4 protein-coding genes are annotated in these 8,198 nt (G+C 63.1%); 2 read left to right on the top strand and 2 right to left on the bottom strand.

Going from position 1 to position 8,198, the window contains the following annotated elements; all coding sequences use genetic code 11:
- Window positions 1-898: DUF2637 domain-containing protein (locus tag WAW17_RS22675; protein ID WP_422335160.1), on the top strand; the 898-nt coding region annotated here is incomplete at its 5' end.
- 677 nt (window positions 899-1,575) lie between these two features.
- Here the strand turns inward: WAW17_RS22675 and WAW17_RS22670 are convergent.
- Window positions 1,576-5,589: an AAA domain-containing protein gene (locus WAW17_RS22670; RefSeq protein WP_422335159.1), complete on the bottom strand. Its 4,014-nt coding sequence runs from the start codon at window positions 5,587-5,589 to the stop codon at window positions 1,576-1,578.
- A 607-nt stretch (window positions 5,590-6,196) separates the two neighbouring features.
- Complete coding sequence (locus WAW17_RS22665; protein WP_422335158.1) at window positions 6,197-7,117, bottom strand: hypothetical protein; 921 nt, start codon at window positions 7,115-7,117, stop codon at window positions 6,197-6,199.
- A gap of 81 nt (window positions 7,118-7,198) precedes the next feature.
- Here WAW17_RS22665 and WAW17_RS22660 point away from each other — a divergent pair, with 81 nt between their 5' ends.
- Entirely contained in the window at window positions 7,199-7,480 is a 282-nt protein-coding gene (locus tag WAW17_RS22660) for a hypothetical protein (RefSeq protein ID WP_422335157.1), read from the top strand.
- Window positions 7,481-8,198: the final 718 nt, after the last annotated feature.

Raw genomic sequence — 8,198 nt, 5'->3', positions numbered from 1 at the left:
GATGATGGCCGCGCTTGCCTTCACGCTGTCATTCGACTCATTGAGGCAGCTAGCCGTTGAGATCGGCGTACGCCCCGGATTCTCCTGGATGGCGCCCGTTGCAATCGACATTGCACAGGCCGCCGCAACGATCGGTCTCGTTGAGCTGAAAGCTGAAAAGTACCGCACGTCCCGCGCGTACTGCAGGGCGTTTGCCGTGGTAACAGTGTTGCTGAGCGTTGCAGGCAACGGCTACCACGCCTACCAGCTCGCAGTCCGCAACGCGGCCCGCGTCGCCGCGGGGGAGGACCTCGGCTTCATCCCGCAACCGGCCCCCGCCGCACTCGGCATGGCGATGATCTTCCCGCTGCTGTGGCTGGGACTGCTGCACATGTTCACCCTGATGTTGCGTGCCCTCCGAGAGGAGCGTGCACACGCGCTGCAGGCGCCTGCAACCAAGCGTGCACCGGTGATCGAGCGAGCAGCACCCGTTGCTCTCACTCATGCGGTTGCACCTGAAGCCACACGCGCTCCGCAACATGTCGAAGCAGCCGCTGAACTCGGCGCCATTCGAACCGGAAACGTCAACATCGTTGCGCCGCCCAAGCAACAGGTCGAACCGGTTGTGGCGCGGACCCGCAACGGGTGGCCGCAGACCCACGAAGGGCTCACCCAGTTCCTCAGGGAATGCACGCTGCCCGATCCGGTGAAGGACGTTGCAGAAATGCTTGTGCGTGAACCGCACCTCAAGCAGGTCACCGTTGCGCAGCAGATCAACGTAGACCGATCCACTGTGTGCAGGCGATGGAAGTCGTTCGTCGCCGCTGCAGAAGACGAGGGATTCACCGTGCCGCCCCTGCCGCAACCGTTCGACACCGAGGCCGACTTCCGGCCCGCGCGAGATCTACAGCCCGCGTAGGTATGGCCGTTGGATGGCCGGAGCGAGCGACGCCAACGTGCGGGCGTTGCGCTTCCGGCCATGCAACGCAGTTGTCACGTGAAGAAACGGACGGCAAGCCTCTGTCGTTCTCCTCGCGTGACTGTCAGGTCGTGCGGGTGCGCGCGTCGCAGGTGGTGGTCAAATAGTTCGTCAAGATTCGCCGGTTCTCCTCGGTCACCGGGAATGATGCAACATCCTGGCACCTTCCCAGCGAAAGACGGTGATCGAGTTGACCGACGCGATGCACGTCCCCCGCCACTGGCTCGTCGAACAATTCCGTTTCCCTCAGCGCGCACGCCGAACCACGGAAGTCATCGCCTGGTCCACAATCTCCGCAACAACACAGTCGGCAGTCGTCGGCCTCTCGAACACGATCATCGACCCGAACGACCTCGTTGCACAGCCGAGTTGGTGGCGCAGCTTCACCGGACGCCCCCCGCGGATGCCCGCAAGTGACAACCGGGCCAGCGTGCAGAGCTTTAGCAGGCGCATACTTCGTTGCACTGGCCGTTGCGTGAGGAGAGCCCCGAGATCCGCCTCGTTGCAGTCGTCGAGGACGTTGTTGCACGCGTTGTTTCCCACCCCCCGCATGGCGCACCCGCTACTCAACTGCCCGCTTGAGGCGTATGCAACGGTCTAGAGGCGTATGCAACGGTCTATCCGTCGCGGGCAGCCCGGATCGCGTTTTCGAGTGCGAGGGTGATGCGTCCGCCTTTCCTCCGGTATCCCAGTTCATCCATGGCGGCGCGTACCAGCGCATCCTCGGTGCGTAGAAGTCCATCGCTCTTGATCCATTTGATGAGGGCAATCAGGTCGCTTTGGGTGTACTCGGTGATCGGGACGCCGCGGTAGATCCCGGGTTTGATTCCGGTCCTGCTGGTGCTAATGAAAGGATCTGGCGTCGCGTCGGTCTCGGTGGTTGTCGGTTCCGGGGTGTGGCGCGGGCGCTGGCCGGAGTCGCTGTCCGTGACTGCTGTCTGGTAGGCGGTCAGGGCTTTGGCGACTTCGGTGTCGGGATCACGGAACCAGTCGGTGGACCAAATTCGATGGAAGCGCCAACCCAACCGTTCGAGGTGTTCTTGCCGCAGACGGTCGCGGTCGCGTGCGGTGTATGACGAGTGGTAGCTGGCGCCGTCGGCCTCGATGGCCAGCACCATCCGCCCGGGCTGCTCGGGATGTTGGGCGGCGAAGTCGATGCGGTAGCCGCCCACCCCATACTGGGCCGTCAACGGGATACCGGCGCGGGTGAGGCGGTCACGGACGTCGATCTCGAATGGGTTCAAAGGGGGTGGGATCGGGGTCGAGGCACCGAGATCTTTGCCGCCGGATTCCATAAAGGCGAGGTATTCGCGGAGCAGCTGGGCTCCGCGGGCATGCAACCGGTTCGGGTCCAGGTCGGTCGAACCGAACGAACTGGCCAGCGTCATCCGCCGCTTTGCACGGCTGACGGCGACGTTGAGCCGTCGCTCGCCGCCGTCGTTGTTGAGCGGTCCGAAGCGATAGACCATGCGTCCGTCGGCGCTCTTGCCGTAGCCGATGGACAGGATGATGGCGTCTCGTTCGTCGCCCTGCACGCGCTCGAGGTTCTTGACGAAGAATCGTTCATCCCGGCTTTCGAGGAAGAACTCGTTCAGCTCGGGTCTTCCGGCGAGCTTGGCTCGCAGGGCCGCTTCGATGCGGTCGGCGTGCTTGAGGCCCATGGTGATGACACCCAACGACTCGTCGGGCCGGTCCTGCGCGTGCTGGAGAACCAGGGCGACGACCGTGTCGACCTCGGCGGCGGCGGACTCCTCCGAAGCGGCAGGATCCGCGCTGAAGGGCACCAGGACGTGCTGCAGAACACCGTCGGTGTGTGAGCCGGGGAACGTCGTCAACGACCTGTTATAGATGTGGGCGTTGCTGAAGGCGATGAGGCGTTCGTCTTGGCTGCGGTAGTGCCAGGCAAGGCTGCGAAACGGGACGATCGCGGTCAACGCGTCGAGGATCGACTCGTAGCCGGTGGTGAGTGCGACGGTGTCGGAATCAGTTTCTGCCTGATCGTCGTCGGTCGGCGCAGCCCCGAAAAAGTTGGTGGGGGGAAGCTGTCGCTCGTCGCCGGCTACGGCGATTCGTTTGCCCCGAACGATGGCGGGAATGGCATCAGCGGGCGGGATCTGGCTGGCTTCGTCGAAGATCACCACGTCGAACAGTTGCTGCAGGGGCAGCACTTGGCTGACGACGAGCGGGGACATCGCCCAACAGGGTTTGAGGGCCATGAGAACATCGGGGGCGCCGGCAAGTAGCTCACGCATCGAGCGGTGTCGAGTCTTCTTTCCGGCTTCGGCCCGCAGGAGTGTCGTCTGGTCGGGATAGGCATCGAGCACCCGGAACAGTGTCTCGGAGCAGGTGCGTTGCACGCGTGCGGAGGTGGTGTGGATGTGCCGGTTATCCGCCTGCTGGTACGCCGTCACCGTGCGAGTCATGGTCGAGCCCTGGAAGGCCCCATAGGTGGGATCGGTGAAGGAGATTTCATCCAGGATCGACTGCAACCAGGCTTTGTCGAGTAACTCGGCGACGTGATCAGCGTTGATGTGGAGACGGCGGCACTCGTCGAGGAACGAACCGAGGCCCGCGCCGTGCAGCCGGGTTTCGAGGTGGTGGCGGCGTGGCAGCCGGTGCAGCGTGGCCTGGTCGGCGATGAGGTCGCCGACCAGACGTGACAGCTCCGCTGTGCTCAGCGTTTCGAGGTTGACGGTCTGGTTGATGTGGGATGTCAGCGCCGCCAGATTGTTCGTGAGCTGCTCGTACGCGCCATGTCCTGCGGGGAGATCGGCAGGCAAACGCGGACCGCGCCCATCTCTGCAGGTCTCGCGCCACTGCGCATTGAGCATCTGGGCGGCCACCAGCTTTGTGTGCAGATCGGCGGTAGAGGGAGTTCCCATGTGCCAGTGGATGCGTGCCTGCTTGCGGAGCCGGCGGCGCTCGCTCCAACCGAGGGTGATCGCGTGTTGCTTGCGCCAACCGCGACTTGCGGTGGCGGCGATGAGCGGGGAGAGGTCCTGTTCGAACACCTCGGGGGTAAGGGATCTGAGAATGTCGGCCACACCGTCGAGCAGCCGAAGGACGTCCGGCCAGTTGCTCACAGTCTGGGGTTCTGGAAGACCGGTCTCACCGATCATGGCGGTCAACGTGTTCGCGGCGAGAGGGAGGGTGTGACCGCGGAGCTGGGTGACACAGTCGAGGGCCGCGCGCACCTGCTCGGGCGTGGTGATCGGCGCGCCGTTCCAGGGACTCTCCGACAGTGTGAGTCCGCCGAGCTCGGCGTATTCGACGACCTCATCTCGAGCGGTGGCGATGAACGTCTCGGTTGCTCGGTGCAAGTCTGCGCCGCGGAACCGGAAGTCGATGTTCTGGCGCGGCAGGCCGAGCAACCTCGCCTGTAGGTCGAAGACGCTGATATCCCACGGTGTCCGGCGTTGATGCAGGCAGCGGGTGTGCGCAAGCACCCGATCACGGTTCGTTGCCAGATCGCGGTGCTGGTCGGCGAGGTTGGTCGGCGGCGTCTGGCTTGCACGGTCGAGTGTTGCAGCCAGATCGTGGGCGACCTTGCGGCGATTCGGAGATCCGTCGTGCAGGTCCATCACCAGACCGCCGAGGTCGACCCGCTGCAGCCGCGACAGCACGGCGTCGATCGCTGCCCGCTTCTCCGCAACGAACAGCACCCGATATCCACGTGCGATGAGGGTCGCCACCAGGTTAGTGATGGTCTGGCTCTTGCCGGTACCGGGCGGTCCCTTGATGACGAGGTTCTTCCCGGCGGCGACCGCATTGATGGCGTAGTTTTGGGACGAGTCGGCATCGGCGACGAGGAACTCGTCCTGCGGCGGCGTGTAATCGGGCAACGACTCGTCCATCGCTGCCCCACCGTCACCACGGATCGCCTGCTGTGCGGCCCGGTCGCCAGCCAGCGCGGCCACAACATCGTGCGCCTCAAGCAGGTCCACACCATTTTGCAGGTCGTTCACCATCGGAAGCTTGGCGTAGGTGAACGTCCCGACGACCATCCGGTTCTCGATCGCGAAACCCGCCACCTGGCTAGCCTGCTTACACAGCCGCTCGAACACCGGTCGCGTATCAAGAGGTGCCGACGGTTGGATCAACTCGACCAGATCCTGACCGTCGATGTCGATCCCGAACTCATCGGACAGTCGATGCAACAGCACCGGGTTGATCTCAACCTCGTCACCGAGCGTCAGCTCGAAGTCGTCCTCGGTTGCAGACCGCGGCTTGATCGCGATCTGCCGCAGAATCACTGGCGCCGCCGGTTTTGCAGCTCCGCGCTGCGTCTCAGGCTCGTGCCAGGTCGCCATGCCCGAGGTGAGGTAGCCGGCGTTGATGCCGCGCTCTTCGTGGAGCTCCTGGATCTTCTTGTGGATCGTCCGCAGGCGCTTCTGGACCTCCAGACGGCGGTTCTCGTCCGGGTACAACGCTGACATCGGTACCGCGCGCCCGGCCAGCAACGCCGTCAATGGCTCGGGACGGGCATCGCTGAGATCCAACGTTCCGGCCCGAAGGTCCCGGTAATACAGCAGGGTATTGCGTTTGCCGACGTCGATCAGGTCCTTGCGCCACTGCTCGATCGCCGCAGCGACTAACCGTGAACGTGCCCCGACACCACTCTCTTCTGCCATCGCCCGTCCTCTGGCTCGCCTCGACCTGCTGCCGTGGTACCAGTCGAGACCACCCGAAAGAGAACTCGGCCATCAGGATCCGCGCACAGGGCGAAAGTTCTGTAGCCGGGGGGTTGCTCGACTGTTCGGCATGGCGATCATTGTGGCATTGGCAGGTGCGGATGTACGCCACGACATCGGGCGTGGGGTCACCGCAAATCAATCACACCTGGAATTGATGAATCGCAGCCTCGGGCGACCTAGTTCAATGTCATTCAATCGAATGTCATTTGAATGAATGACATTCGGAAGTGGTGCCAAGCGGTGGAACACCCACGCCACCTGCTAGGGCAAGGCAGACCGCGGAGTAACCACAAGCCGCGTAGTCCGCATCGGCATCCCTTGAAGGACCGAACCCAGAATCCGCGGCCGGGTGGCGCGATCGGCGACACGATCACCGCAACGCAGGCTGCACCCGCTCGCCACCCACGAGGGAAAGTCGTCGCTTCACCGAGGGTAGCGACCGCATCGACGCGCTGGGCCCGCAAGCTCACTGTCTCTCCGGGCGACGGCAATGCGGCCCTTTGGCTGTGATTCGCTACCCGGTGGGTTCTCGCACTCGGTGTACCTACTGCCGACTGGGCCCGTACGTACTCCAGCCATTCATATACGGTTGGAGTTCGTCGCGGTTGCAGGTGGCTACCTCAATGATCTGCAGCGACCCATTGATCGGGTCGGTGTTCTCGGCGTGCCGGCGGATCCACCCCGCCCACTCCTGTGCACTCTGTTGGTCGGATGTGCCGAGTGACGCGACGTGGGCGTCGATCTCGTCGGCGTAAGCCCGCATGGCTTCGGCCGCATTGCGCCGTGCCAACTCGTCGCGAAGACGCTCCGCGTTGCGCTCGTAGGTCAGCCTGGTAAGCGCCTCCTTTTTCACCTCTTCCCAGCGAACCTGACGGATCTGGGCGCGGCGAGCCTCTTCTTGGAGCGCCCACTGTGCCTGCGCCTCGGTGACCTCGAGTGTGTGGACCAAGGTGGGCAGCTGCTCTTCGAGCGTGGTTCCGTCGGTGTCTCTCAGGCTCAGGATCGGCTGCTGTTCCCACGCCTTTGTCAGTGTGACTTCCAGCCGGCCGGAGGTCAGGAAGTTTTTGTTCGTGATCGTGCGTCGGGTCCGTGTGTAGTAGTCGGTGTCGGTGGTGAAGGCCAAGCCGACTCGGCCGCGTTGGTCGATTTCACGGACCGTGACCGCAATCTCGCGCGAGGGCAACCCGAGTGCTAGATCCGACTGCACCTCGCCATGACCACCAGAGATGTTCGCAACCTTGCCAGGCACCTTCCAGCCCATCTCGGTCGCCGCGGACACGATCGCCTGGAGGAACCTGGCCGCGCGCGCGATCTGAGACTGTGACACGTACATGCGTTTGTCACGGAACGCCAATACAGAGGGATGAGGATTACGCAGCTGCCGAGGAACATCGAATTTCCTCTGACGGGTCAGCGTGGCGAAGTCCGGCTCGAGGTAGACAGTCACTCCCAGGTCTGGGTCCATTCGGGTCGGCTCCTGCGTAAGTCGCTGCCCCTCGGGCAGCAACCGTTCCCTCACCAGACACTCGGCGATCCTTGCGCAATCGTGAATGCTGACGCGTGCACCCAGATCGAGGCGCCCGCCTGCAGCAACAACGGCTTCGAGGACCTCGACGGCGTGTGCCCGAAGCTGCTGTTGTTCGCGGTCGCGCTCGACTATGACCTGTTCCACACGGCGTGCACGCTGCCGCTCAGCCTCGACGCGCTGGGCCTGCTCCTCCAAGCGACGCGTGCCCGCCGGAGTGATCGTCGCTGTCCAGGTCTTGCCTCGTCCCTCGACCTGGATCAGACCGCGGTTGTGCAGTACACGCGCCGAGACTCGGTGTGAGCTTCCGTCGTACACCCCGTCCTCACACCCGCGCGATACCCACTTCAGCAGATCGAACTGTGCCACCGTCAGATGGTTAGGTGAACGCGCCATCAGCACTTCCTACCGTCACGTTTCTTCCACCCTTCTGCGTCCCGCCGGCGTTCCGCGCCGATACAGATGTACAGGGCCGGGGATGAAGATGGAAAGAGCAGTGCCCGTAAAACGGCGTCTTCGGTGTATGTCTAAACCTCAGTTCTCGCTGACCAGTCGGAGTCTTCCGGTGCTGCTCTCTGAGCTGGTGCCGAGGTCAGGGCAGGGGCAAGTGACACGAAATGCGGAAAGTGACACGCGAGTGACACGAAAATTGGAAAGTGACATCGCTCCGCAGAACCTACAAGAGCTGTAGATTCCAGGCTTCCGTGTCGGTTACGTCGCCCGGTGTCCTGTGGTTTTCCAGAGGCATGTCAGCGCTGGATTCCAGCGATCTTGTCGGAATCTTCAACAGTAGAAGCGGGTCACAGCCTGCTGAACTGCGGAAACGTTCCGGAGGAGCAGAACTACCGACACGAAATCTGGAAACCGACACGGAAGCGTGGAACCTACAAGAGCTGTAGGTTCCATGGCTCGGTGTCACTTCTCTGAATCTTTGACCTGCGGGTTCTCAATGTCGTGTCAGTGCTTGATTCTCATTAACTTGTCGGAATGCTCAGCTGGTCGCATCCCGTTAGCGGATGGT

Source organism: Rhodococcus sp. (in: high G+C Gram-positive bacteria) (assembly GCF_049286785.1).
Classification (GTDB): domain Bacteria; phylum Actinomycetota; class Actinomycetes; order Mycobacteriales; family Mycobacteriaceae; genus Rhodococcus_F.
The sequence above is the reverse complement of the archived record's forward strand: the minus strand, read 5'-3'. Positions and strand labels throughout refer to the sequence as shown.